At 63.7% G+C, this 24070-nt stretch carries 23 protein-coding genes; 12 read left to right on the forward strand and 11 right to left on the reverse strand.

The features are described 5' to 3' along the window. Positions 1–23: 23 nt before the first annotated feature. Positions 24–932 (forward strand): AEC family transporter, encoded by a 909-nt coding sequence (locus tag CHB90_RS14555; RefSeq protein WP_089278602.1) that lies wholly within the window; start codon positions 24–26, stop codon positions 930–932. A 103-nt stretch (positions 933–1035) separates the two neighbouring features. Here CHB90_RS14555 and mazG read toward each other — a convergent pair whose 3' ends face one another. After that, positions 1036–1857: a nucleoside triphosphate pyrophosphohydrolase gene (mazG, locus tag CHB90_RS14560; RefSeq protein WP_089278603.1), complete on the reverse strand. Its 822-nt coding sequence runs from the start codon at positions 1855–1857 to the stop codon at positions 1036–1038. 65 nt (positions 1858–1922) lie between these two features. On the opposite strand from mazG, the gene CHB90_RS14565 reads away from it, so the two are divergent. The 7 genes from CHB90_RS14565 to CHB90_RS14595 all read left to right on the forward strand — a co-directional run bounded on the left by CHB90_RS14565 (position 1923) and on the right by CHB90_RS14595 (position 8946). Next, positions 1923–3077 (forward strand): M20 aminoacylase family protein, encoded by a 1155-nt coding sequence (locus tag CHB90_RS14565; protein ID WP_089278604.1) that lies wholly within the window; start codon positions 1923–1925, stop codon positions 3075–3077. Between the two features lie 126 nt (positions 3078–3203). After that, a complete protein-coding gene (locus CHB90_RS14570; RefSeq protein ID WP_089278605.1) occupies positions 3204–4364 on the forward strand; it encodes a M20 aminoacylase family protein in 1161 nt (386 codons plus the stop codon). Positions 4365–4432: 68 nt separating this feature from the next. Further along, complete coding sequence (speB, locus tag CHB90_RS14575) at positions 4433–5401, forward strand: agmatinase (RefSeq protein ID WP_089278606.1); 969 nt, start codon at positions 4433–4435, stop codon at positions 5399–5401. A 110-nt stretch (positions 5402–5511) separates the two neighbouring features. Then, positions 5512–5919 (forward strand): DUF1499 domain-containing protein, encoded by a 408-nt coding sequence (locus tag CHB90_RS14580; RefSeq protein WP_089278607.1) that lies wholly within the window; start codon positions 5512–5514, stop codon positions 5917–5919. A gap of 55 nt (positions 5920–5974) precedes the next feature. Next, positions 5975–7024, forward strand: coding sequence for a peptide chain release factor 1 (prfA, locus tag CHB90_RS14585; protein ID WP_089278608.1), 1050 nt, complete (start codon positions 5975–5977; stop codon positions 7022–7024). Positions 7025–7028: 4 nt separating this feature from the next. Continuing rightward, positions 7029–7877 carry a peptide chain release factor N(5)-glutamine methyltransferase gene (gene prmC / locus CHB90_RS14590; protein WP_089278609.1) on the forward strand — a complete coding sequence of 283 codons (849 nt, stop codon included), beginning with the start codon at positions 7029–7031 and terminating at the stop codon, positions 7875–7877. Positions 7878–8091: 214 nt separating this feature from the next. Next, positions 8092–8946, forward strand: coding sequence for a DUF4167 domain-containing protein (locus tag CHB90_RS14595; RefSeq protein ID WP_089278610.1), 855 nt, complete (start codon positions 8092–8094; stop codon positions 8944–8946). Between the two features lie 29 nt (positions 8947–8975). On the opposite strand, the gene rsmA is transcribed toward CHB90_RS14595, so the two are convergent. From rsmA to lptF, 6 genes are all read right to left on the reverse strand, one after another. Beyond that, positions 8976–9818 (reverse strand): 16S rRNA (adenine(1518)-N(6)/adenine(1519)-N(6))-dimethyltransferase RsmA, encoded by an 843-nt coding sequence (gene rsmA, locus CHB90_RS14600; protein WP_089278611.1) that lies wholly within the window; start codon positions 9816–9818, stop codon positions 8976–8978. 114 nt (positions 9819–9932) lie between these two features. Then, a complete protein-coding gene (pdxA, locus tag CHB90_RS14605; RefSeq protein WP_089278612.1) occupies positions 9933–10901 on the reverse strand; it encodes a 4-hydroxythreonine-4-phosphate dehydrogenase PdxA in 969 nt (322 codons plus the stop codon). Beyond that, positions 10898–12121 (reverse strand): peptidylprolyl isomerase, encoded by a 1224-nt coding sequence (locus tag CHB90_RS14610; protein ID WP_089278613.1) that lies wholly within the window; start codon positions 12119–12121, stop codon positions 10898–10900. Before CHB90_RS14610 ends, pdxA begins: the two co-directional genes overlap by 4 nt. Then, positions 12109–14274: an LPS-assembly protein LptD gene (locus CHB90_RS14615; RefSeq protein WP_342744960.1), complete on the reverse strand. Its 2166-nt coding sequence runs from the start codon at positions 14272–14274 to the stop codon at positions 12109–12111. The genes CHB90_RS14610 and CHB90_RS14615 overlap by 13 nt, the downstream gene beginning before the upstream one ends. Then, positions 14271–15365 carry an LPS export ABC transporter permease LptG gene (lptG, locus tag CHB90_RS14620; RefSeq protein WP_089278614.1) on the reverse strand — a complete coding sequence of 365 codons (1095 nt, stop codon included), beginning with the start codon at positions 15363–15365 and terminating at the stop codon, positions 14271–14273. Before lptG ends, CHB90_RS14615 begins: the two co-directional genes overlap by 4 nt. Then, complete coding sequence (lptF, locus tag CHB90_RS14625) at positions 15362–16498, reverse strand: LPS export ABC transporter permease LptF (protein WP_089278615.1); 1137 nt, start codon at positions 16496–16498, stop codon at positions 15362–15364. The genes lptG and lptF overlap by 4 nt, the downstream gene beginning before the upstream one ends. A gap of 135 nt (positions 16499–16633) precedes the next feature. Here lptF and CHB90_RS14630 point away from each other — a divergent pair, with 135 nt between their 5' ends. Together CHB90_RS14630 and CHB90_RS14635 are read left to right on the forward strand one after the other, a co-directional pair. Further along, positions 16634–18100 (forward strand): leucyl aminopeptidase, encoded by a 1467-nt coding sequence (locus CHB90_RS14630; protein ID WP_089278616.1) that lies wholly within the window; start codon positions 16634–16636, stop codon positions 18098–18100. A gap of 74 nt (positions 18101–18174) precedes the next feature. After that, positions 18175–18633: a DNA polymerase III subunit chi gene (locus CHB90_RS14635; RefSeq protein WP_089278617.1), complete on the forward strand. Its 459-nt coding sequence runs from the start codon at positions 18175–18177 to the stop codon at positions 18631–18633. Between the two features lie 37 nt (positions 18634–18670). On the opposite strand, the gene CHB90_RS14640 is transcribed toward CHB90_RS14635, so the two are convergent. From CHB90_RS14640 to CHB90_RS14650, 3 genes are all read right to left on the reverse strand, one after another. Next, positions 18671–19252 carry a retropepsin-like aspartic protease family protein gene (locus tag CHB90_RS14640; RefSeq protein WP_089278618.1) on the reverse strand — a complete coding sequence of 194 codons (582 nt, stop codon included), beginning with the start codon at positions 19250–19252 and terminating at the stop codon, positions 18671–18673. Positions 19253–19313: 61 nt separating this feature from the next. Beyond that, positions 19314–19934, reverse strand: coding sequence for a MarC family protein (locus CHB90_RS14645; RefSeq protein WP_089278619.1), 621 nt, complete (start codon positions 19932–19934; stop codon positions 19314–19316). A gap of 136 nt (positions 19935–20070) precedes the next feature. Beyond that, positions 20071–21930 (reverse strand): ABC-F family ATP-binding cassette domain-containing protein, encoded by a 1860-nt coding sequence (locus CHB90_RS14650; RefSeq protein WP_089278631.1) that lies wholly within the window; start codon positions 21928–21930, stop codon positions 20071–20073. A gap of 204 nt (positions 21931–22134) precedes the next feature. Between CHB90_RS14650 and ndk the strand changes: the two genes are divergently transcribed. Beyond that, complete coding sequence (ndk, locus tag CHB90_RS14655; protein WP_089278632.1) at positions 22135–22557, forward strand: nucleoside-diphosphate kinase; 423 nt, start codon at positions 22135–22137, stop codon at positions 22555–22557. Between the two features lie 84 nt (positions 22558–22641). Here the strand turns inward: ndk and CHB90_RS14660 are convergent, their stop codons facing one another. Further along, positions 22642–23364, reverse strand: a complete 723-nt coding sequence (locus CHB90_RS14660; RefSeq protein ID WP_089278633.1) for an endonuclease/exonuclease/phosphatase family protein — start codon at positions 23362–23364, stop codon at positions 22642–22644. Between the two features lie 41 nt (positions 23365–23405). Between CHB90_RS14660 and CHB90_RS14665 the strand changes: the two genes are divergently transcribed. Next, entirely contained in the window at positions 23406–24050 is a 645-nt protein-coding gene (locus CHB90_RS14665) for a DUF2238 domain-containing protein (RefSeq protein ID WP_089278620.1), read from the forward strand. Positions 24051–24070 lie beyond the last annotated feature (20 nt).

Genomic DNA, 24070 nt, shown 5'->3' on the forward strand with positions numbered 1-24070 from the left:
CTAGCCCACCGGGAATCCAACGCGTGCTTCTCCTCACGATCTGGCCGCTTTTTGCACTGATCTGCCTTGGTCATGTTCTGGCCAGAACCGGCTTTCCCGATCCCGGCTTTTGGCCGGCGGCAGAGCGGATCAACTATTTCATCCTCTTCCCGGCGCTGTTGGTGTCCAGTCTGGTCGATGCGCCCATCGGCGATCCGCAGATCCTGCGGCTGGGGGCGGCGGCCCTCACGACGATCTGTCTGGCCGCCCTTGGCATGGCTGTCGCGCGCCGGGTCTTTCCCACGCCCTCGGCCCGCTTTGGCCCGGCCTTGCAGGGTGTCGTGCGGTTCAACACCTATCTCGGCCTTGCGGTCACGGCCAGTTTGGCGGGGGCAGAGGGGATGGAGCGCGCGGCGGTCTACCTTGCGGTCTGCGTGCCGGTCGTCAACGTGCTGTCGATCATCGCGCTGAGCGAGCGTGACGTTCTGCGCCGTCCCGGCGCGCTGCTGCGCACGATGCTGCGCAATCCGTTGATCCTAGCCTGCCTTGTCGGGATTGCGCTGGCGCTCTTGGGGTTTGGCCTGCCCGGTGGCATGGGCACTTTTCTGGAGCTTTTGGCGCGCGGCAGCCTGCCGCTGGGCCTGCTCTGCGTCGGGGCGGCGCTGCAACCCGCGGCCCTGCGGCTGGATGTCGGCCCTGTGGCGGGCAACGTGGCGCTGCGTCTGCTGGCGATGCCCTTGCTGGCGGCGCTGATCGGCTTTGCCTACGGCCTCGACGGGGCAGAGGCGCTGGTGCTGGTGGTCTTCTCGGCCATCCCCACCGCGCCCACAGCCTATGTGCTGACGCGGCAGTTGAACGGCGACGGCACCTTCATGGCCGGTCTTGTGACCGCGCAGACCATGGCGGCGGTGGTGACGATCCCGCTGGTACTGCTGGTGCTCGGACTGGGCTAGGCGGTTGCGGCAAACCTCAATGAAAGGTAAATCCGTCTCTGCAAGCCGTTGAAGACGCTACGTCACCTTTCCCGCCACGCGTGGACACCCTCACCGAGCGCCCTCAGCCCCCCGATTTTTTCGCCGCCTTCTCCACCGCCTTGGCCGCATCCCAAAGCGCATCCATTTCTTCCAGATCGCTATCCTCGGGTCGCCGCCCCTCCTTGGCCAAGGCCGCCTCGATGGACCCGAACCGGCGGGTAAATTTCCCATTGGCCGCCCGCAGCGCCGCCTCGGGATCGATCCCCATATGCCGCCCCAGATTGGCCATCACAAAGAGCAGATCGCCAAATTCCTCAAAGCGGTGGTCGGCATCCTCCGCCTCGCGCAGCTCATCCATTTCCTCGCGCAGCTTGTCCATGACCTCATCGGTGGTGGGCCAGTCAAACCCCACCCGCGCCGCTCTCTTTTGCAGCTTCACCGCCCGCAACAAGGCCGGCAACCCCAAGGCCACCCCGTCCAGCACGCCAGTCTCCGCCTTCTCAGCCCGCTCGGCGGCCTTGATCGTCTCCCAATCGCGGGTCTGCTGGTCGGCCGATTTATCGCGGCTTTCATCGCCAAAGACATGCGGATGCCGCGCCACCATCTTGTCCGACATCCCGTCAGCCACCTCATCAAAGGTGAACAGCCCGGCCTCCTCGGCCATCTGCGCGTGAAAGACTGACTGGAACAGTAGGTCGCCCAACTCTCCCTTCAGTTCATCCCATTGCTTGCGCTCGATCGCATCGGCGACCTCATAGGCCTCTTCAATGGTATAGGGCGCGATACTCGCAAAACTCTGTTCCAGATCCCAGGGACAGCCGCCATCCGGATCGCGCAACCGCCGCATGATTTCGCGCAGGCGCGGCATCCCGCCCTTCGGATTGTGGATCAGATCGTCGCTCATTGCATCCGTCCCCGCTTTGGCCTCATGGTCCTCGACATGTCGGATCGGGCACGGGGAGTCCAGCCATGGCGGTGATCAATCGGATTGCGGGGTTTGCAGAGGAAATGGCTGGCTGGCGGCACCACCTGCACCGGCATCCCGAACTGTGCCTGGAGTGCCATGAGACAGCTGCCTTTGTCGTGGACCGCCTGCGCACCTTTGGCATCACCGAAATCCATCCCGGCATAGCAACCAGCGGCGTCGTTGCCGTGATCGAGGGGCAGGGCGACGGGCCGGTGACGGGCCTGCGCGCCGATATGGACGCCCTGCCGATGCAGGAGGAAACCGGCGCCGACTGGGCCAGCACGGTGCCGGGCCGGATGCACGCCTGCGGCCACGACGGCCATATCTCGATGCTGCTGGGGGCGGCGAAGTACCTGGCTGAAACGCGCCGCTTCAAAGGCCGCGTGGTGCTGATCTTTCAACCGGCCGAGGAAACCATCGGCGGCGGACGGATCATGGTCGAAGAAGGGATCATGGAACGTTTCGGCATCCAAGAGGTCTATGCCCTGCACACCGATCCGTTTGGCGCATTGGGAGAGTTCCGCACCACGCCGGGCCCGATCATGGCGGCGGCGGATGAATTCCGCCTGACCGTCAAGGGGCAGGGCGGCCACGCTGCCTATCCGCAAACCTGCCGCGACCCGATGCCCGCCGCCTTTGCCATCGGGCAGGCGCTGCAAACCGTGGTGTCGCGCAACACCGATCCGCTGGCCGCTCTGGTCGTCTCTTTGACAATGATCCACGGCGGCAGCGCGTCCAACATCATCCCCGAAGCGGTGACGATGGGCGGCACCGTCCGCAGCCTGACGCCAGAGGTGCGCGACATGGCGCAGACCCGCATCACAGACATCGTGACCAGCGTCGCAGCAGGCTATGGCGTCGAGGGCATCCTTGAGTATGAACGCAACTACCCGCCCACCATCAACCACGCCGAACAAACCCGCTTTGCCGCCGACATCGCGCGTGAGGTCTCGCCGCTGGTTATCGACGACCTGCCGCCGGAAATGGGGGCAGAGGATTTCTCCTACATGTTGCAGGCTCGCCCCGGCGCGTTCCTGTTCCTCGGGCAGGGGCACGGGCCGTCGGTGCACCACCCGGCGTTCGATTTCAACGATGCGGCGGCCCCCATCGGGGCCAGCTTTTTTGCCCGCCTGATCGAGCAGCGCCACGCTCTTTGACCGACCGAAACGCCCGGGTTTCTTCTCTGTCAAAATACCCAAATCTACGCCGATTACGGGCGGTCCGGCTTGGGCCTTTTCAACACCGGCGCAAACAGGCACTCTGCGCCCGAAGGAGACCCAGCCATGCCCATCGTGAATTCCATCGCCGCTGCTGAACCCCAGATGACCGAATGGCGCCGCTATCTGCATCAGCATCCGGAACTGGGACTGGACTGCTTCAAGACAGCGGACTTTGTGGTGGAGCGGCTGAAGGACTTTGGCATCACCGATATCCACACCGGCATCGCGCGGACAGGTGTTGTTGCCATCATCGAAGGTCGCGGGCCCGGTCGCACAATCGGGTTGCGCGCCGATATGGACGCCCTGCCAATGGAGGATCTTTCGGGCACCGATTACGCCTCCAAGGTGCCGGGCATGGCCCACACCTGCGGTCATGACGGGCACACGACCATGCTGCTGGGGGCGGCGAAATATCTGGCTGAGACGCGGAACTTTGCCGGCAAGGTCGCGCTGATCTTTCAACCAGCCGAGGAAAATGAGGGCGGCGGGCGTATCATGGTCGAAGAAGGCATGATGGACCGTTTTGGCATCGACGAGGTCTACGGCATCCACAACATGCCCGGTGGTCCGGTCGGCCATCTGCACACCAATCGCGGCGCGCTGTTGGCCGGTGTGGATGAATTCACGATCGAGATCACCGGCGTTGGCGGGCATGGCGCGATGCCGTTCCAGACCCGCGATCCGGTGGTGACGGCGGCCTCCATGGTGCAGGCGTTGCAGACGATCGTGTCGCGCAATGTCGACGCGTTGGACCGGCTGGTGGTCAGCGTCACGCAGATCCACACCGGGTCAGCAATGAACATCGTGCCGGAAAAGGCGGTGTTGAACGGCACCGTGCGCTATTTCGACAAGGCGGTGCAGGCGGTCGTCAAGGAACGCATGGCCGAGATCGTCGAGCATCAGGCCAGGAGTTTCGGCATGAGTGCCACGCTGGAGTACATCGAGGGCTATCCGCCGACGGTCAATCATCCCGAACAGGCGGAATTTGCCGCCGAGGTCGCGCGTGAGGTGGTGGGCGCGGATGCGGTGGACATCGACTCTCCGCCGATCATGCCGGGAGAGGATTTTTCCTACATGCTGGAGGCGCGACCGGGGGCTTATCTGTTCCTCGGGCAGGGCGACACGCCGGGATGCCACCATCCCAAGTATGATTTCAACGACACCATCGCGCCCGTCGGCGCGAGCTTTTTCGCGCGGCTGGTCGAAAAGGCTCTGCCGCTCTGACACGCCTCGGGCGGCCCTTTGCGGCGTCGCCCACCCACCCACCCCGACACCGCAAAGGGCCGCCCGCCATGAGCCTCGAAAACGCCAAGAGCCAGATCGACCACGCCTTTACCCGCGACGACCTCAAGGGGCCGTCGTTCGAGAATGTCTTTGCGGGTGCGCCGTCCTTTTTGCGCCGGAAGTACACCAAGGATCTGACCGGGGTGGATGTGGCCGTCACCGGGCTGCCGTTTGATCAGGCGGTGACCAACCGGCCCGGCACGCGACTGGGGCCGCGCGCGATCCGCGAGGCGTCCTTGTTGCAGACGATGGATGAGCCTTATGGCTGGGGCTATGACGTGCTGTCGGAGTTCGCCATCGCGGACTATGGCGACATGGCGTTCGACTATGCCATGCCGTCCGAGGTGCCCGCGCGGATCGCCGAACATGTGGGCGGTATTCTGGATGCGGGGGCTGCGTGCATGGTGCTGGGTGGCGACCATTCGGTGACCCACGGCTGCCTGCGCGCCCATGCCGCGAAACACGGTCCGTTGAGCGTGATCCAGTTCGACGCCCATACAGACACTTGGGCGGATGATGACATGGGGCGCGTCGATCACGGCACCTTTATGTACAAGGCGGTCAAGGAGGGGCTGATCGTGCCCGAACGCTCTGTCCAGATCGGTATCCGCACCGACAACCCCGATACGCTGGGCTTTCACATCCTTGACGCGCGGCAGGTCCATGCAGAGGGGCCGGAACGCATTGCAGAGCGGGTGCATGAGATCGTCGGCCAGCATCCCTGTTACCTGACCTTTGACATCGACGCGCTGGACCCGGCCTATGCGCCAGGCACCGGCACGCCGGTCTGGGGCGGGTTGACCAGCCATCAGGCAGCGGTGATCCTGCGCCGGTTGGCCGGGATCGACCTGAAAGGCGGCGATGTGGTCGAGGTGTCGCCCCCCTTTGACACCACCGGGGCCACGGCGGTGGCGGCGGCGCATGTGGGCATGGAATTGCTGTGCCTCTGGGGCTGGACACGGCGCGCACCTGCATGATCTGTGCGGCAGCGCGCAGCGCGGTCGCAAAACCTTGGCTTTCAGAATCGCCCCTTGGCATGTCATGCCGGGGGCCAGTTCGAACACCGTGAAAGAGACCCGTCTTGCGCATGGCATTTTTCCTGATCCTGTTGATCGTTCTTGGCGGCATGGCCTGGATTCGGTTTGCGCCGTCTGATCCCGGCGACTGGCATGTCGATCCGCAGGTGACGGCGGATCAGGATCTGGCCGCTGGTGTCCGGCGGCGCATTCCGGCAGGCGCAAACGGGTTTGACCGTCTTCACGCCATCATCCTTGAAACGCCGCGCACCGAAATTCTGGCCGGTACACAGGACGACGGGCAGGTGACCTATGTCACCCGGTCCAAGTGGATGGGCTTTCCCGACTATACCACGGTGCGGGAAAACGAAGAGGTGCTGGAACTGTGGGCGCGGTCGCGCTTTGGCCAATCGGATCTTGGGGTGAACCGCGCGCGGGTCGAAGGCTGGCTGCAACGGCTGGATGCCGACGAGGGCTGAGGCCCCGGTGTCGGGGATGGCTTGACGGCCCCTGCGCTTTGGGCAATGCATCCCCATGATCCCGACAGACAGACTTCATCAGATCAAGGAACGGCTCGAATTTGTCGAGGCGCGCATGTCCTCTGGCGGTGGCGACATCGCGGCGCTGGGGCGTGAATACGCCGAGCTGAAGCCCGTGGTGAGCCAGATCGCCGAATGGGAGCAACTCTGCGCCGAGATCGCAGAGGCCGAGGCGATGCTGGACGACGCGGAAATGCGCGCCCTGGCCGAAGAAGAGCTGCCGCAACTGCGCGCCCGTCTGCCAGAGGCAGAGCGCGCGGTGCAACTGTCGCTGTTGCCCCGCGACGCCGCCGATGCGCGGCCCGCGATGCTGGAAATCCGTCCCGGCACCGGCGGCGATGAGGCGGCGCTGTTCGCGGGGGATCTGGCCCGCATGTACCAGCGCTATGCCGAGGCCAAGGGCTGGCGCTGGGAAGTGATCGAGGAACAACTGTCCGAACTGGGCGGCGTGCGCGAACTGGTGGTGCGGATCGCCGGGGACAACGTCTTTGCCCGGCTGAAATACGAAAGCGGCGTACACCGGGTTCAGCGGGTGCCAGAAACCGAATCCGGCGGGCGCATCCACACCTCGGCGGCCACCGTGGCCGTCCTGCCAGAGGCCGAAGAGGTCGACATCCGCATCGACCCGAACGACATCCGCATCGACACCATGCGCTCGTCCGGGGCAGGCGGGCAGCACGTCAACACCACCGACTCTGCCGTCAGGATCACCCACTTGCCCACCGGCCTCGTTGTCACCAGTTCGGAAAAATCGCAGCACCGCAACCGTGAGATCGCCATGCAGGTACTGCGCGCGCGTCTGTTCGATCAGCAACGCCAGCAGGCCGATGCGTCACGCTCTGCCGACCGCAAGGCGCAGGTCGGATCGGGCGACCGGTCCGAGCGCATCCGCACCTACAACTTTCCGCAAGGCCGGCTGACCGACCACCGCATCGGGCTGACGCTGTACCGGCTGGAGCAGATCATGGCCGGGGATCTGGATGAGATCATTGATGGGCTGACGGCAGAGCATCAGGCCTCGCAACTGGCAGAGATGGGGGCATAGCCGCATGACGCGGGGATCGGATCTGTTGTCGCGCGCCACGGCACGCCTTGCCGCCGCCGATGTCCCCGACCCGGGGCGCGATGCGCGGCGGCTGATGGCGCATGTGCTCAAGGTGCCCGCCGGACGCCTGACGCTGTTTCTGCCTGAACCTGTCGATCCCGATCTGGAGGTGGTCTATCTGACCATTGTGGAGCGGCGTGCGGAACGTGTTCCCGTCAGCCACCTGATCGGGCGCCGCGCCTTTTACGGGCGCGATTTCCTTGTCACGCCAGAGGTGCTTGACCCGCGACCCGAGACAGAAACCCTGATCGAGGTGGTTCTGACCGAACCCTTTGCCACGGTGCTGGACCTGGGAACCGGATCCGGTTGCATCCTGCTGACGCTGTTGGCGGAACGCGAGGGCGCGGTGGGGGTCGGCACGGATGTCAGCGCCGCCGCCCTGAACGTCGCCTACTGGAACCGCAACGCGCTGGACCTGCAACACCGGGCCGATCTGCGCGAGGGCAGCTGGTACGCGGCGCTGGAGGCGGATGAGGACCAGTTCGACCTGATCGTGTCCAACCCGCCCTATATCGCGGTGAACGAAATGCCGTTTCTCTCGCCCGAGGTCCGCGAACATGAACCGCGATTGGCCCTGACCGATGAGGCCGACGGGCTGACCGCCTACCGGGCGATTCTCTCTGGTCTGACCGCGCATCTGACACCGGGCGGACGGCTGGTGGTCGAGATCGGCGCCAGTCAGGGCATGGCGGTTTCAAAGCTGTTCGCCGAGGCCGGATTGCGCGGTGTGCGGGTAATCCCCGACCTTGCCGGGCGCGACCGTGTGGTTCTGGGCACGCGAAACCGCATTTAGCGGCATTTTCGTGCTGAAATCGCGGATTTTGTGGTATTTTGACTTGTCACAATTCGGTTCATGTGCATATTCACTGTCAGCTGCTCAGTCGAATGGCGCTCGTGCCGATCCTGAGCAACGACAAGCCAACATAAGGGTGACCCTAACGGATTGGCGCAGGATGCGCCCTTGCCCCGTCACCAAGCCGTCTAGATAAGGCTGGAAATCAGACAATATGCGTTCTTCCAAATCCCGCTCGCGGAACAAGAGCAACCGTAACCGCAACAACAACAGCAACACCCTGGGCAATGTCGTCAACCGTGTGTTCGACAGCAGTGGCCCAGAGGGTAAGGTGCGCGGAACTCCGCAGCAGATTATCGACAAATACAATCAGCTGGCCCGTGATGCGTCACTCAGCAATGACCGCGTCGCGGCTGAGAATTTTCAGCAACACGCCGAACATTACATGCGGTTGTTGAGCGAGGCGCAGCGCGAACAGGACACGCGTCGCGAACAGCAGGAACGCGAAAACCGCGAACGGCAGGCGCAGCGTGACCGGGAACGGTCGCAGCGCGATGGCGCGTCCGATCAACCGGAGCGGTCTGAAAAGACGGCCGACAGACCCGAACGGTCTGATCGGCAGGACAGGCAAGACCGACAGGACCGGCCCGCACGCCAGTCACATACGCCCAAATCGGATGAACAGGGCGCGTCGATGTCCGGCGATGTGCTGGATCTCGGGGCAGAGGACGATGGCCCCGGTCTGGTTGATACACCGGAATCCCGGGCTGAAACGGCCCCTGCGGCGACCCCTCCGGCAGAGCCCAAACCGGCCTCACCCAGAACCCGGACACCCAGATCCCAAGCGCCCAAGGCTCCGGCACCCGATCCTGCGGGCCCCGGTGCTGATACGCCGCAATCCGCAGATGACGCGGCAGCACCAGCCGCGCCAGAAGACAAGCCCAAGAAACCGCGCGCGCCGCGCAAGCCCCGCAAGAAGCCCGAGCCAAAGCCGGAAACGGGAGAGGCGGACACGCCCCCCGCTGCGGCAGAGCCGGGCAATACTCCGCCGCCGGACGCGGCCGAGTAACACTGTATCTCTGAAATTCGGGCCGCGCGTCAGGCGCTGGCAAGGCTGCGCGCCAGCGCGCAGAATTGCTCCAGCGGAACACGCTCGGCCCGTTCTGTCGGGGCAATCCCGGCCTCGGCCAGGTGATCCTGAATCTGCGGTGACAGGCTTTTCAACGCGGCGCGCAGCATCTTGCGCCGCTGGTTGAAGGCCGCCGCCACCACCCGCTCCAACACCTTTGGATCCGCCTCGAACCGGGGCGCAGGCAGTGCGGTCAGATGCACCACGGCAGAGCTGACCTTGGGCGGCGGGGTAAAGGCCCCCGGCGGCAGGGTCAGAGCAATGCGTGCGTCGCACCGCCACTGCGCCAGCAACGCCAGCCGACCATAGGCTTTGGACCCCGGCTCCGCCACGATCCGCTCGGCCACTTCCTTCTGGAACATCAATGTAAGTGACTGCCACGCGGGCGGCCATTCCGGCGGCGTCAACCACCGCACCAGCAACTCTGTACCGACGTTGTAGGGCAGGTTGGCACAGATCGCATAGGGCGGCGTCAGATGCGCGGCTGAATCAACCTCCAGCGCATCGCCCTCGATCACCTCCAACCGCCCCGGATAAGCCTCTGAAATCTCGGCCAGCGCGGGCAAGCAGCGCGCATCCTTCTCCACCGCCAACACCCTGCGCGCGCCTTCGGCCAGCAATCCGCGGGTCAGCCCGCCGGGACCGGGGCCCACCTCCAGCACATCGGTTTGCGACAGGTCGCCCGCCACCCGCGCAATACGCGCCGTCAGGTTCAGGTCGAGCAGAAAGTTCTGGCCCAAAGATTTGCGCGCGGACAGTTGATGACGCTTGATGACCTCGCTCAGCGGGGGAAGGGTATCGATCGCGCTCATGTCTTCTTCTGTCCAAAAATATCCTGGGGGGGAATTGGCCCTTGGCCAAGGGGGGGCAAAGCCCCCCGCCTGCGGTGCGGCGAAACCCGAGGGCCGATCCAAATCATGTCTGGGTCATGCGCCAGCCAACCGTGCAGCCATGCGTAGCGCGGCCAGCGTGGAACTGGGGTTGGCAACACCTTTGCCCGCGATGTCATAGGCGGTGCCATGATCGGGCGATGTGCGGATGAACGGCAGGCCAAGGGTGACATTCACACCCTCATCGAAATCCAGCGTCTTGATCGGGATCAGCGCCTGATCGTGATACATGCAGATCGCGGCGTCATATCCAGCGCGGGCGCGCTCGTGGAACATCGTGTCGGCGGGCAGGGGGCCGCGCAGGTCCATGCCTTCGGCTCTCAATCGCTCCAACACCGGGGTGATCAGCGCGGCGTCCTCATGGCCCATCCGCCCGCCTTCGCCTGCGTGCGGGTTCAGACCGGCCACTGCAAGACGGGGCGCGGCAATGCCGAACTGCGTCACCAAAGCCGCGTGGGTGATGCGGATGCGCCGTTCCAGCAGGGCGGGCGTCAGCGTGCCGGGCACATCTGCCAGCGCGATATGAATGGTCACCGGCACCACGCGCAGCCGGTCAGAGGCCAGCATCATCACCACCTCGTCCACACCCGCCAGATGGGCGAGGAACTCTGTGTGGCCGGGAAAGCCGAACCCGGCCCCCTCTGCCAGCGCCTGTTTGCTGATCGGCAAGGTACACAAGGCCGAGGCCGTGCCGGACTGCACCAGTCGCACACCCTCTTCGATGGCGGCGATCACGCCGGGTGCATGGTGGGCCTGCGGAATACCGGGCACACGGGGGCCGGGCATGTCCAACCGCCAGACCGGCAGACCCTCACTGATCCGCGCGGTTGCCTGCGCGGGATTGTCCAGAACCACATGCGGCACGCGCCCCGGCAGATGCGCCGGGTCGCCGATCCAGAAGAACGGCAGGTCTTGGCCCAGATGGTCCCACGCGGCCTCGGCCAGTTCCGGCCCGATCCCGGCGGGTTCCCCGCAGCTGAGAGCGACGGGTGTGGTATCGGTCATCGGTTGACGATACGGGCGTCGGCGCGCAACTGCGCAAGATAGCCATCGGCCAGCGTTGCCAGGCGCCGGTTGCGCAGGCCGATGGTGATCTCGCCCCGGTCCACATCCTCGGTGATCGTCGAGGAGCGTCCGCAGAGCATCAGAAACACCAGCGTCTGACCGCCCGACCGGGTCAGGGCCGTCGAGACTTCACCCGGGTCAAGCTTGGTCAGTTCCAGCGCGATGTCCGTGGGCAGGTCGCCCACCGGCAGCGTGCCGCGTTCCAGCACTTCTGCGGGTTGGCCCTTGGCCACGCCATACAGATCGTCGCACCGGTCTACCTGACCGGCCAGAACACGCGCTTGGGCCAGCGTTTCGGGGCTGCGACCTCCGGCCATGTAGTAGGCGGCGTATTCCACTGCACTGACCTCTGGCGGGCTGAATCCGGTTTCCTCGATGTCGCGCAGCTGGAACAGGGCAACAGCGCCGTCCAGGGGAATGGGCGCGGTCACTTCGCCCGGAGCAAGGCCCAGCAGCAGCGGGCGTAGCTGCGGCGGCAGATCGCTCAGGTTCTGCCAGGGCAGGCGGCCGCCGGAGTCACGGCTGGCCGTTGCGGAATACTGCCGCGCCTCGGCCGAAAACGCGCCAAAGCTGTCGATCTGCGCGATGCGCTCTGCGCGGGCGCGCACGGCGTCCTCTTCGCCCGGCGGCATCGGCATGATGATCTCGGATACCAGAACACGCACCGTGCTGGTGCCCGATTGCAGCGACAGGGCGCGGTCGATCTCATCCTCGGACACAGTGGCGCGTCCACCGAACCGTGCCTGGACCAGCTGGCGCCAGCTCAGACCGGCGGCGACGAAATCGCGAAAGGTCTGTTCGGCCACGCCCTCTGCCCCGATGGCGGCGACAAACTGGTCGCGGTCCAGATTGGCGCGCCCGGCAAATTCGCCCATGCCGTCCAGTACTTCTTGTTCTGTCGGGCGGATGCCGTTGTCACGTGCCGCCTGAATGCGCAGGCGGTCGTCGATCAACTGCTCGCGCGAGAGTGTGTCCAGATTGCCGGGGGCGTTCAGCACCTGCAACATGCGCTTGCGCTGCGCGATCTCGTAGTTGGTGATGACGCTGTCGTTGACCTGAATGGCGGGGGCAAAAAGGTTTTGCGCGGCCAGCGGCGCAGGGCTCAGGGCGATCGACAGGACCGCAAGGGCCGGTGCAAGCAGGCGGGTCAGAATGAACATGTGCGGCGATACTCCTTGCCACTGGCGCCGGCGCCAAAGCCTCTTAGCGCGACGGTCAGATCGAAATCGGTAGACGGCTCCAGGTTGGTCGAGGATGCGTAGTTCCGCGTTGCCTGAAGATCCACCTGAATACATTCGTTTCGGTATTGCAGGCCCAGACCGACACGGTCAAGCCGGTCATCGGCAAGGTCATAGCGTGCCTCCCCCGAGGTGGCCCAATTCCGGGTCAGTTGATAGCGGCCATCAAAGGTCCATTCGGACTGCCGTTGGGTTCGGTCCTCATCGGCATCCGTGACCAGCAGCAGGTAGGACGCGCCAAGGTCCATCCGCGTGTTGGACCATCCGGCGCGCGCCTCTGCCTTGGAAAACAGGCCGTCTTCGTCCAGCAGGCCGCGCGCCGACAGCGTTATCCCCAGCGGGTTGGCAAAGCGTCCGGCAATCAGCAAGTCAGAGTCGGTGCCAGAAAGGCCGGAGGAGAGCGAGTAATCGGCCTCGGCGGTTTCGCGCCAGACCTTGCCCAGCGTCAGCGCCGCAGACCAGCCACCCGGCGCCCGGTGCAGCCAGCGTAATCCGGCGGCAAGGGTGGTGCCGTGCTCGCGGCGGTCGGCGGCCGGAAAGCGCGACAGCGACAACAGGTTGGCCTCGTCAAATTCGACCCGCGTGCTTTCGTCGTTGGGGTTTTTCAGTCGTTCGCCCCCGACCCAGCCCAGTTGGACAACCGGTTCCAGCAGCGTGCGCCCGCCACCGGGCCCCTGGCGTTGCATGGGATAGCGGAAATCCACCGCAACACCGGGTATGGCGCGGCTGACTTCGGCATCCGATGTGATGTCGTCCTCGGTGATGTAGTGGTCGGCCCACAGATGCGTCGAAAGCCCGACGCGCAGGCCACCGGCCACGGTCCAGCGGTTGCGCCAGCTGAATTCGGCATTGAGCCGGGTGACGTCGCGGCCGTCGACATCCGTATCCGCATCGGCGCTGTCAGTGTCACGTTTGGATTGGCGCAAATGGCCGTGGACATCGGTGCCCAACCGGAACTCTCCGCCGAATGAGGGGAAAAAGCGTTGTTCCCGGCGATAGTCGGCGATGAAGCGCGGCTGGGTTGCGTTGTCTTCATAGTCGCGCAGAGTCTGATAGTTCAGGATTCTGGTTTCCATGAATCTGTCAGCCGTCACCCGGGCCAGCGACAGGTTGCTGGCCAGACGGTCCGCATTGCTTAGATTGTAGTCATAGAGGTAGGCGTCGTCCGAGACACCCTTGAGGTTGAACGACAGCTTGTAGTCGTTCGCAACCCGAAATTCTCCCACGGCAAAGAGATAACCGCGCGCGTCGTCCATCAACGTGTCAGAGGACAACGCGCCCGTGACCGTCAACTTGCCGCTGCGAAAGGCGCGCCGATAGCGGAACCCCATCGTGCGGGTTTCCTGTGACAAGAAGGGCGTCAGTGTCAGGTCCTGATGCCGTCCGATCGGGAAGAAATATGGTGTTTTGACGCCGAACCCCAGCAGCGAGCTGCTGGTGAATGTCGGAAACAGGAACCCGCGTGCGCGTTCCAGCGTGGGATCGGGCAGGCGCAGATGCGGAAAATAGAAGATCGGCACGTCCAGAACGCGGAACTGCGCGTTGTCGAAATATAGCTGGCGTTCTTCCTGATCATGCACGACGCGCGACGCCCGGATCTGCCAGAGCGGGACCTTGCGTTCGCCGCAAACAAGGCAAGAGGTGACAGCGACCTTGCTGAACTGTGTATAGCGGCCATTTACGCGCCGCGCCTCGACCGAGGCGACCTGCAATTGCTGGTCAAGAACCATGCGCGCCCCGGACAGCAGACCATTTTGAAGCCCCTGATCCAGTTCGGCGTAGGTGGCGACCAGAACATTGCCGGCCTCGTCGATGATGCGGATTGGCCCGTCGATGATCAACTGATCCGTTGTGCCGTCATAGACGATACGCCCGGCAGTCATGCGCACGCCATCGTGGAACGCCTCGACGTTGCCGCTGGCAATTAGCCGCTCGCCGTCTTCGACAAAGACGGTGTCGGCCACAAGCATGGCCGGCATGGCATCGGGATCAGGTGCATCCTGCGCCAGCGCCGATCCGCAAAGGGCACACAGCACCCCAAGAAGCCGGAAAAGACGGTAAAACATGCGGGTCATCCGTCCTCCATATGCAGCACCAACCCCATGGCAAGAAGTACCGAGGCGACCGGCGGCACCCAAGCCGCGAAGAGCGGTGGCAACTCGCCGTTTTCCCCCATGATCTGGGCAAAGTTTCGCACATAGTAGAGGCCAAAGCCAAGCAGGACAGCAGACAAGATCGCGATTCCGGTGCGACCAAGGCGCGTGGGCCGCATGGTAAAGGCCGCACCGATCAGCGTCATCGCTATCAGAAACAGCGGGCGGGACAATTCCATGTGCAACCAGACAACGTAACGACGGGCCGAAAACCCGGATGTTTCAAGGCCTTCGATGAAGGCGGGCAAGTCCCAGATCGCCACGGCCGAGGGTTTGCCGAAACGATCACGGATGCTGTCCTGGGTCAGATTTGACGGCAAACGCAGGGTGTCGTGTTCTTTTGCCCCCGACTCCGGGTTCAGCCCCGGGGTCAGTGGCCAGGCCTTGGCCGCGTTCAGCACCCAGAAGCCATCGTCAAGCCGGGCGCTGCTGGCGAGGATGCGAGTCGCCGGGCCGCCACCCGGCGCGTAAGCGACGATGGAGACATCGAACAGCTCTGTCGCCTCGTCATTGGCGCGGGCGGCGTGGATCACCGCCTGACCCAGATCGCCGCCTTGCCGTAGCCACAGTCCTTCGGGGCCAATGGACAGAGCGGAGGCGCTGCCGCTTTCATAGGTTTCGCGCAATTCGTTGTAGCGTTTGGATGTGGTGGAAACGATGGGGTTCATCAGCCCGACCACCAGTCCTCCGATCACCAGCGCCACCATGACCGGCGCCATCAGCGTGGCCACGCCAGAACGCCCCGCCGCCCGTGCGGCCACCAGCTCGGACGATCGCGCCAGCCCCAGAAACAGCCCGACCGTCGCCAGGATCATCACCAGCGGAATGATCTCATAGATGGCGCCGGGCAGCTTCATCAGCGTGACCCGCACCACCTGCCCAAAGGTCACAGTGTCGTCAAAGCGGCGCATTTCCTCGATCAGATCCAGCAGGCCCTGAAACAGCGCAAAGACGCCGAAGACGCTGAGAAAGATCCACAAGAAGCGGCGGGCAAAGTAGAAATGCAGGGTCACGCCGTGGCCTCCTGCTGGTGCGCCCGTGCGCGTCTGGGCCGGAACGGCCGAGCGGTCACCCAAAGCAACGCGGTAGCCAGTGTCAGGCCGACCATGCTGGGCAGATAGACCAGCGGCCAAAGCCGGTCGTTGGCGCGCACAGGATCGGTCACACCGCTTTCCAGCACTTTGACAAACACCAGCAGGCTGATGGCAAAGACAATCTGGCGGGTCACCCCGAACCGCGAAAACCCGCCCACCATCAATGCCGAATAGCCGATCAGGGAAAAGGTCAGCGCCAGCAAGGGCAGCTGGAATCGCAGGTGCCCTTCCTCGATCGCTTCGCCCGGAGAGTCCTTTGCCTCGGCCGCCGAGGCGGCGGGTTGGGTGATCAATTCCCATGTGGACATGTAGTTCAGGCGGCGCTTGGTCGGCGCGGTGGATGTCACTAGCCCGGACACATCATAGATCAGGTCGCTGAAATTCGTTGTCGACAGGCGGCGCGTCTCAAGATCCAGAGTCTGCGCCATTCCGGTCAACATCACCAGCTTGGGCCCTTCGTCGTCGCGCAACAGATAAGCCTGTTCAGACGTATAGATCACGTCACGCCCCGGCGAGCGCCTGTCGGACAACACAACGTCGCGCAATTCGCCCTCGGCGGTGATGTCACGGATGTAGAAGGTCACGCCGTCGATGGGATGCAGAAAGGCCCCGTCGCGCAGCAGTCGCGCGCTGAGCGACCCGGACAGGGCCTTTTCGCGGACGCGTAGCTGTTCCAGTGATTTCGGCACCAGCAGATGGGTCAGCATCGACATCATCAGCGCTACCACACATCCGAACAGGAACACCGGACGGGCCAGCCGCCAGGGCGAATAGCCGGTGGCCTGCACCACGGTCAGTTCGCTGTCGCTGCTCATCCGGTTGGTGACATAGACGGCAGAGGCAAAGGCCGACAGCGGCAACACAAAGGTGATCACCGCCGGCAGCGACAGGGCGGTAAACTCCATCACCACCCCCACCGAATGGCCGTCCGAAATCAGCTGGTCAAACAGGGCAACAGCCTTGTTCACCCAATAGACCGACACAAGGACTAGGGCGAAAAAGCCGAACGCTACCATCAGTTGCGACAGGACATATCTGTCGAATCTTTGCAATCGCGTGGTCCCCCCAGACCAGTGTAGGTGGCGGCACCCTAATCCATCGTTTGGAAATGGGAAAGGTGGCACTGGTCAACCGCGCCGGGGGGCGTTACCTCTTTTGGCGAAACTCAGCTCAGGAGACGAGGACACATGACCGATCTGCGCGCGATCAGCTTTGCCGAGGTGGCTCTGGACGGGATTGACGAAACTGGCGGACGTCTGGCCGTCGTTGTGTCACCCGAAGGCACGCTCAGCCCCGGCGCGCGGCGTCTGAACCGCCTGACCAAAGGCGCGTTGGGCCGCGCGGTCGAAAGCGAGGCGTTCACCAAGCTGGACGCCGGAGACGCGATGACGCTGGCCTGGCCCTCTGGGCTGGTTGTCGAGGCGCTGGATATCGTCAAACTTGCCCGCCGCCCCGCAACGGTCGAAGCCCGCAAGGCAGGTGGAACGCTGGCGCGGCTGGCGGGCAAGGTGGCGCTGACCGTTCTGGTCGAGGCGACGCGTCTGCCCGAGGAGATCGCCTTGGGCGTGGCCCTGCGCAGCTATGCCTTTACCGCGCGCAAGTCCAAGCCGGATGAGGCCCCGGCCGCCGCCGTGATGATGGTCAAGGCCCCGGATGAGGCAGAGGCCGCGTTTGCCTCTGCCCGCGCGGTGGCCGAGGGCGTCGCCTTTACCCGCGATCTGGTGTCCGAGCCGGCCAACGTGCTGTCGACCACAGAATTTGCCGCCCGGCTGGAGGCACTGCGCGACACCGGGCTGGAGGTTGAGGTTCTCGAAGAGGACAAGCTGACCGAATTGGGAATGGGCGCGCTGCTGGGCGTGGGCATGGGATCGGCCATGCCCTCCAAGGTGGTTGTGATGCGTTGGAAAGGAGCCGAAGGCGCGCCGCTGGCGCTGATCGGCAAGGGCGTTGTGTTTGACACCGGCGGTATCAGCCTCAAACCCGCCGCTGGCATGGAAGACATGACCATGGACATGGGCGGCGCGGGGACCGTCGCGGGCGTGATGAAGGCACTGGCCCTGCGCAAGGCGCAGGCGCATGTTGTCGGGCTGGTCGGTTTGGTCGAAAACATGCCGTCGCACATGGCGCAGCGTCCGGGCGACATCGTGACATCCATGAAGGGCGACACCATCGAGGTCATCAACACCGATGCCGAAGGGCGGTTGGTGCTGGCGGACGTGATGTGGCACGCGCAGGAAAGCGAACACCCCTCTGCCATGATCGACCTGGCCACGCTGACCGGCGCCTGCATCATTGCACTGGGACATGACAATGCGGCGGTTTTCTCCAACGACGACGCGCTCGCGGGGGATTTCCTCAAGGCGGCAGGCGCGGAAGGCGAAGGCGCGTGGCGTTTGCCGCTGGGCAAGTCCTATGACGAATTGATCAAGAGCCAGAAGGCCGACATGAAGAACGTTGGCGGCCGCCCCGCAGGCGCGATCACGGCAGCACAGTTCCTGCAACGTTTCGTCAAGGACGGTATGCCGTGGATGCACCTGGACATTGCGGGTGTGGCGCAGGTGACCAAGGACACCGATCTGGCGCCCAAGGGTGCGACAGGTTGGGGCGTGATGGCGCTGGACCGTCTGGTGCGCGACCGGTTCGAAAGAGGCTGAACCAGATCAGGGCGCAGGGGTGGTGTCCCCTGCGCCACCACCCGGCACGCAGGCACGATGGGACGGAGGAGCCGATGGGAGACGTCTATTTCTATCACCTGACCCGGCGGCCGTTGGACGTAATGTTGCCGGACCTGCTGGCCAAGTCGCTGGACCGCGGGTGGCGGGTGGCGGTGCGGGGGACTGACCCGGATCGCATGGACTGGCTTGACCGGAAGCTCTGGCAGGGCCCCGAAGAGGGCTTTCTGCCGCACGGACTGGCAGGCGGGCCGCATGACGCGGATCAGCCGGTGTTGCTGACCACCGACGCGCAGGCGGCCAATGATCCCGGTTGCCTGATGGCCATCGACGGGGCCGAAGTGTCCGCCGGTGAGGTGGCCGCACTGGACCGGGTCTGCGTGTTGTTTGACGGCGACGATGGCGCGGCGACGCAGCGCGCCCGCGACCAGTGGCGCGTGCTGACGGGCGCGGGTTGCAAGGCGCAATACTGGTCAGAGGAATCGGGGCGCTGGGAAAAGAAGGCCGAAAGCTGAAGGCGAGGCGAATTTTCGGCGAAAATTCGGATCTGGATCAGCGTTGCAGCACCATCTTGCCGCCGGAAATCTGAAGGCTGGAATAGCGGTCGAGATAGGTCATGCCCAGCAGAGAATTCTGCATCTCGCTTGCGTTCACATAGGCCGCGACCCGCTGATCCGCAAAGGGGCCGAGTTCAACCGTGTCCAGCGTGACCGGGGCGGTCTGGACCTTGCCGTTGGCGGTCATGGCCTCGGACAGGAAGTGCAGGCTGGCGACGTCGATCCCCGCGCGCTCCGCCGCGCTGCGTGTCAGCACAACCGATGTCGCGCCGGTGTCCACGACAAACCGGGTGGGGGTGCCGTTGATCTGCAAGGTGACATAGTAGTGGCCATCCGGTGCGCGTGGCAGTTCGATGCGGCCTTCGCCGCCAAAAACCATCTGCTGCGGCAGGACAGTGCCGCGAATGTCGCTCCACAATCCGTAGACCGCGATCACACCGACAAAGATCAGCCCCCAGGCCGCCATCTGCTGCATGGTCTTGCCAAGGCTGGCCCGGCCCTGAACAAAGAACCAACTGACCAGCACGCCGCCCAGCAGCACAAGGTAGATGAGATTTCCGATCTGGTCTCCGGACATGGCATGGTCCCCCGCTTTGGCCACTTCTCAAGATAGGGGTTTCTACGCCGGGGAAACAGGGTCAGGCGGGAGCGAGGCCGAAATTGCGCAGTCCGTCGAGCACAAATTGCACTGACAGCGCCGCCAGCAGCATCCCCAGAATGCGTGTGACGACATTGATGCCGACGCGCCCCAACAGATGTTCGATTGGTCCCGCGATCAGGAACAAGGCCAGCGCAACCAACAACACCGCCACCATCACCGCAAGGATGGACAGAACCTCGACCGTGTCGCCGGTCTGACCCACCAACAGGATGATCGAGGCGATGGCCCCCGGTCCGGCGATCAGCGGAATGGCCAGCGGAAAGACCGAAGGGTCGGGAAACTCTTCTTCGTCGGCCTTGTCTTCGCGCCGTTTGGTGCGGCGTTCAAACAGCATGTCCAACGCGGTGATGAACAGCAGAATGCCGCCCGCGATGCGAAAAGCGGACATGGAAATGCCGATAAAGCCCAACACCGCCTCACCAAAGAAGGCGAACAGCGTCAGGATGCCAAAGGCGACGCCACAGGCGCGGTAGCCCACCATGCGGCGGTGGCGCGCATCGGTGTCCTGGGTGAGCGCGATAAAGATCGGCGTCAGCCCGATGGGATCAATCACCACGAACAGGGTGACAAAGGCACTGATGAGGAAAGCGGTATCCATAGGGAGTGGGTAATGGCGATTGGCAATTCTGTCCAGATCGCACAATGCGCCCGCGTCAGATCAAAAAAGTCCTTTGCAACCGGCGATCCGTCGGAAATTGCCACCGATGCAGAGACGCAAAAAAGAAACGCCCCGGTCAGGCGTTCTCTGCCGCGTCCAGCTTTTCCGCCGCCGTTTCCCACATCACTTCGGCGCGGTGCAGCGCGTCCATGACCTCGGCGTATTTCTTGTTCCAGACCTCAAGCTCGCCGACCTTTTCATTTTCGTACAGCGCCGGATCGGCCAGCTTTTTGGCCAGCTTCTCACGCATTTGTTCGATCTTGGCGATGCGGTCCTCACACTTGCGGACGTCAGAGCGCAGTTCTTGCATCCGGTCACGCGACGGGCGTTTGGGTTTGTCGGGCGCGGTTTTGGAGGATTTCGAGGGTTTCGCCGGGGTGTCCCGCGTCAGCAACATGGCGCGGTAGGCGTCAAGGTCGTCCTCATAGGGTTTCACCGTGCCATCGCCCACTAGCCACAGCCGGTCTGCCACCATCGACAACAGGTGCATGTCGTGGCTGACAAGGATCACAGCCCCGGAATAGGCGGTCAGCGCCTCAACCAGCGCCTCGCGCGATTCGATATCAAGGTGGTTGGTCGGCTCATCCAAAATCAGCAGGTGCGGCGCGTCCAGTGTTGCCAGCAAAAGCGACAGACGCGCCTTTTGCCCACCCGACAGGCGCCCAACCTCTGTTTCCGCCTGTGCCGCCATCAGGCCAAAGCCAGCCAGCAGGGCGCGCAATTTGGGGGGCAGCGTGCCCGGGCGTTCGCGTTGGACGTGCTGCAAAGGCGTTTCGTCCAGATGCAGTTCGTCCACCTGATGCTGGGCAAAATAACCGATGCGCAGCTTGGACGATCGGTTCATGTGCCCGTCCATTAACGGCAGCCGGTCTGACAACAGTTTGGACAGGGTGGATTTGCCCTGACCGTTCTTGCCCAACAGCGCGATGCGGTCGTCCTGATCAATGCGCAGGTTCAGACGGCGCAGAACCACGGTGTCGCCGTACCCTGTTGACCCACCTTCGATATTGATGATCGGCGGCGACAGCTCATCGGGTTGCGGGAAGGAAAACACCCGCTTGGCCGCCTCTTCGGGCGGTGTGACCATGTCCATCCGTTCAATCATCTTGAGACGGGCCTGCGCCTGTTTGGCCTTGGACGCCTTGGCGCGGAAGCGGTCGACGAAGCCTTGCAGATGGGCGCGGCGGTCCTGTTGTTTCTTGGCGGTGGCGCTGAGTTGCGCACGCTTTTCGGCGCGCAGCTTGACGAAACCGTCATAGGGCGTGCCGTAGTAGGTCAGCTTGCGGTCCTCGACATGCAGGATCGTGTTCACCGCCCGGTTCAGCAACCCGCGGTCGTGGCTGATGACAATCACCGTATGCGGGTATTTCATCAGGTAGCTTTCCAGCCACAGCGCGCCTTCGAGATCCAGATAGTTGGTCGGTTCGTCGAGCAGCAGCAGATCGGGCTGGGCAAAGAGCACACCGGCCAGCGCGACACGCATCCGCCAGCCACCCGAAAAGGCAGAGCAGGGCTGTTTCTGCTGGTCGTCGTCAAAGCCGAGACCCTTGAGTATGGTGGCGGCGCGGGCCTCGGCGCTCCAGGCGTCGATATCGGCAAGGCGGGTCTGGACCTCGGCGATGCGGACGCCGGTCGCGGTTTCTGCCTCGGCCATCAGGGCGGCGCGTTCGGTGTCGGCCTGCAACACCGTGTCGATCAGCGAGGTCTCTGACGCAGACACTTCCTGACTGACGCCACCGATGCGGGCGCGTTGCGGCAAGGAGATGTCGCCGCCGTCCAGCGTCAGCTCGCCCTTGATCAGGCGAAACAGCGTCGTCTTGCCCGCGCCATTGGGCCCGACAAGGCCAACCTTGTGACCGTCCGGGATTGTGGCGCTGGCTCCGTCGAACAGCGGGCGGCCGTCCACGGAAAAGGAAATGTTTTCGATCTTCAACATGAGATGGCGCGTGCCAGAGGCGCGCGGGGGTGTCAATGCACGGCGTTGCGTTGGCGGCCAGAGACGAATTTTCGACCAAAATTCGATTGCGTCAAAAGTCGCGTCACATTGGCGGGCTTTCCAATCGCCGCGCCCCATGCTACCGCCCCGCGCATCATTCATGACCCGGACACAACGTTCGGGGATAACCCGATGGAGCATCCCATGGCCCTTGAGCGCACTTTCTCGATCATCAAGCCCGACGCCACCCGCCGCAACCTGACCGGCAAGATCAACGCCAAGTTCGAAGAAGCAGGCCTGCGCATCGTCGCCCAAAAGCGCATTCACCTGTCCAAGGCTCAGGCCGGCCAGTTCTACGCCGTCCACGCCGAACGTCCTTTCTATGACGAGCTTTGCGAGTTCATGGCCTCCGAGCCGGTTGTTGTGCAGGTTCTCGAAGGCGAAGGCGCCATCCTGAAGAACCGCGAAGTCATGGGCGCAACCAACCCCGCCGACGCGGCCGCCGGCACCATCCGGGCAGAGTTCGCCGAATCGGTTGGCGAGAACTCGGTCCACGGGTCTGACGCGCCGGACACCGCAAAAGAAGAAATCGCCTTCTTCTTTTCGGGTCTTGAACTGGTCGGCTGAGACGATCCTGTTCTCTGCTCTTTCGAAAGGCCGACCCTTGGGGCGGCCTTTTTCATTGCGGTCAAGGCGACATGGCGCGGTGTGCTATCGTTGCGGCTGTCTTGGCTGTGGTCGTCCGGCGCGGTGCACTTCGGCAAGGATTGGCAGATGATCCGACGGGTGGCGACTGTTTTCCTTGCGCGGCAGTGCCAGCACCCGGATGTCCAGCGCCGCGCAATGGGCGACCCGGTCCAATGCCCCCAGCGGCAAGGTCGACGGATACGTTCGCCCCGGCGTGACGATCCTGTAGCGCTGTGCCAGCCGGCCAAGGCCCACCTTGCGCGACCATTCATTGAAGTCCCCCAGAATGACCGTGGGCAGGGGTGGCAGCGCATCCAGCGCGTCTCGGATACAGTCCAGTTGCCGACGGCGGGAGTGACGCAATAGCCCCAGATGGACGCCGACGACCCGCAATCCCGGCAGATCCACGGCGACGGCACCGCGTGGTTCCAGTCCGGGCAGGGGATAGCGGTTGATCTGGTGGGCGGTCAGGTCGGGTCGGGCCAGCACGGCGATGCCGTGCCAACCAAGGCTGACGGTGTTCCGGGCGACGGGCAGGGGCCGCAGGCCGGTTTCGGATTCGATCCTGTCGCGCGGCAGGGCCGAAGGGCGCGGGCCAAGACGGAAATCCGCCTCTTGAAGAACCACCACATCCGCCTCCAGCGCAGAAATTGCCGAGAGCACCCGCAACGGATCGCGGCGCAGGTCAGAGCCAAGGCCAGCGCGAATGTTGTAGCTGGCAAGACGAAGGGGTGAAGAATCCGACATGAACTTTATATTGGGGCGCAGACCCGACAAAAGAAGCCCGAATGTTCCACACCAAGAGTTCACCAGTTGTCCTGCTCATCCAGGCGGTTCTTGTGATCGAGGCCGTGACGGGGGCGGTGACCCAGACGTGGTCGGCGGTCTTTGTCGCCGTGTCGACACTGGTTCTGACGTTTCTTCCGCAGCGATTTGCCGGTTATCTGGGCATCGAACTTCCTAAGCCGTTTTTGACGGGCATTGTGCTGTTTATCTTTGCGACCTTGTTTCTGGGCGAAGTCGCGGATTTCTACGAGCGCTTTTGGTGGTGGGATGTCGTGTTGCATTTCATGTCTGCGCTCAGCTTTGGCCTGATGGGATTTCTGTTGATTTTCATGCTGTTCGAGGGGGATAGATACGCTGCCCCGCCCTGGGCACTGGCGGTGCTGGCGTTTTGCGTCGGGCTGTCGATCGGTGCCTTGTGGGAAATATTCGAGTTCAGCATGGATCAGCTTTTCGGCATGAACATGCAGAAATCCGGGCTGGTGGACACGATGACGGACCTGATCATCGACACCGCAGGCGCGGCGATCGGGGCCTTGGCGGGGTTTTTGTTCCTCAAGGGGCGTCAGTTTGGCGGATTGGACAAGGTGCTGGATCAGTTTGTTCAGGCGAACGGGCGGTTCTACGGCAAGCTGCGCAAGAAGAAGTAGGACACGGATTCAGGCGGTTG

Origin of the sequence: Antarctobacter heliothermus, assembly GCF_900188425.1 — a bacterium.
GTDB classification, from domain to species: Bacteria; Pseudomonadota; Alphaproteobacteria; order Rhodobacterales; family Rhodobacteraceae; genus Antarctobacter; species Antarctobacter heliothermus.

Excerpts from the sequence above, each read along its gene's own strand:
- mazG (WP_089278603.1), bottom strand. The coding sequence starts at position 1,857 with ATGAGCGACGATCTGATCCACAATCCGAAGGGCGGGATGCCGCGCCTG.
- CHB90_RS14565 (WP_089278604.1), top strand. The coding sequence starts at position 1,923 with ATGGCGGTGATCAATCGGATTGCGGGGTTTGCAGAGGAAATGGCTGGC.
- CHB90_RS14570 (WP_089278605.1), top strand. The coding sequence starts at position 3,204 with ATGCCCATCGTGAATTCCATCGCCGCTGCTGAACCCCAGATGACCGAA.
- speB (WP_089278606.1), top strand. The coding sequence starts at position 4,433 with ATGAGCCTCGAAAACGCCAAGAGCCAGATCGACCACGCCTTTACCCGC.
- CHB90_RS14580 (WP_089278607.1), top strand. The coding sequence starts at position 5,512 with ATGGCATTTTTCCTGATCCTGTTGATCGTTCTTGGCGGCATGGCCTGG.
- prfA (WP_089278608.1), top strand. The coding sequence starts at position 5,975 with ATGATCCCGACAGACAGACTTCATCAGATCAAGGAACGGCTCGAATTT.
- prmC (WP_089278609.1), top strand. The coding sequence starts at position 7,029 with ATGACGCGGGGATCGGATCTGTTGTCGCGCGCCACGGCACGCCTTGCC.
- CHB90_RS14595 (WP_089278610.1), top strand. The coding sequence starts at position 8,092 with ATGCGTTCTTCCAAATCCCGCTCGCGGAACAAGAGCAACCGTAACCGC.
- rsmA (WP_089278611.1), bottom strand. The coding sequence starts at position 9,818 with ATGAGCGCGATCGATACCCTTCCCCCGCTGAGCGAGGTCATCAAGCGT.
- pdxA (WP_089278612.1), bottom strand. The coding sequence starts at position 10,901 with ATGACCGATACCACACCCGTCGCTCTCAGCTGCGGGGAACCCGCCGGG.
- CHB90_RS14610 (WP_089278613.1), bottom strand. The coding sequence starts at position 12,121 with ATGTTCATTCTGACCCGCCTGCTTGCACCGGCCCTTGCGGTCCTGTCG.
- CHB90_RS14615 (WP_342744960.1), bottom strand. The coding sequence starts at position 14,274 with ATGACCCGCATGTTTTACCGTCTTTTCCGGCTTCTTGGGGTGCTGTGT.
- CHB90_RS14630 (WP_089278616.1), top strand. The coding sequence starts at position 16,634 with ATGACCGATCTGCGCGCGATCAGCTTTGCCGAGGTGGCTCTGGACGGG.
- CHB90_RS14635 (WP_089278617.1), top strand. The coding sequence starts at position 18,175 with ATGGGAGACGTCTATTTCTATCACCTGACCCGGCGGCCGTTGGACGTA.
- CHB90_RS14640 (WP_089278618.1), bottom strand. The coding sequence starts at position 19,252 with ATGTCCGGAGACCAGATCGGAAATCTCATCTACCTTGTGCTGCTGGGC.
- CHB90_RS14645 (WP_089278619.1), bottom strand. The coding sequence starts at position 19,934 with ATGGATACCGCTTTCCTCATCAGTGCCTTTGTCACCCTGTTCGTGGTG.
- CHB90_RS14650 (WP_089278631.1), bottom strand. The coding sequence starts at position 21,930 with ATGTTGAAGATCGAAAACATTTCCTTTTCCGTGGACGGCCGCCCGCTG.
- ndk (WP_089278632.1), top strand. The coding sequence starts at position 22,135 with ATGGCCCTTGAGCGCACTTTCTCGATCATCAAGCCCGACGCCACCCGC.
- CHB90_RS14660 (WP_089278633.1), bottom strand. The coding sequence starts at position 23,364 with ATGTCGGATTCTTCACCCCTTCGTCTTGCCAGCTACAACATTCGCGCT.
- CHB90_RS14665 (WP_089278620.1), top strand. The coding sequence starts at position 23,406 with ATGTTCCACACCAAGAGTTCACCAGTTGTCCTGCTCATCCAGGCGGTT.